Origin of the sequence: Citrobacter sp. TBCS-15 (genome assembly GCF_005280815.1) — a bacterium.
Classification (GTDB): Bacteria; Pseudomonadota; Gammaproteobacteria; order Enterobacterales; family Enterobacteriaceae; genus Citrobacter; species Citrobacter werkmanii.
This window is the reverse complement of record NZ_SZWK01000065.1, coordinates 1-206: the sequence shown is the minus strand read 5'-3', so window position 1 is coordinate 206 and position 206 is coordinate 1. Positions and strand designations below refer to the sequence as shown.

The following is a 206-nucleotide window of genomic DNA, read 5'->3' as shown; positions in this document are numbered from 1 at the left end:
CTACCATTTTTTATTTTGATAATTTTTATTTTTCTGTAAAGGAAACCGCAACTGAAAGCTTCAATATCATTACCACATTCAAATTGGACTATGATTCGATTTTTTTCAGTTTTTAAAATAACTGTCATTCCTTCTTCAATCACTTTTAGTAAACTTTCAACTGTCATTTCTTACTCCTTCCAATAATTCAGGGTTCTCATAGATAT

Annotated in this window: 1 protein-coding gene; it reads right to left on the bottom strand. The window is 28.2% G+C overall.

Features of this window, described 5'->3' with window-relative positions:
* A partial coding sequence (locus tag FDW96_RS25760; RefSeq protein WP_373562168.1) for a DUF1125 domain-containing protein occupies window positions 1–128 on the bottom strand: 128 nt, incomplete at its 3' end.
* Between the last annotated feature and the right edge of the window lie 78 nt (window positions 129–206).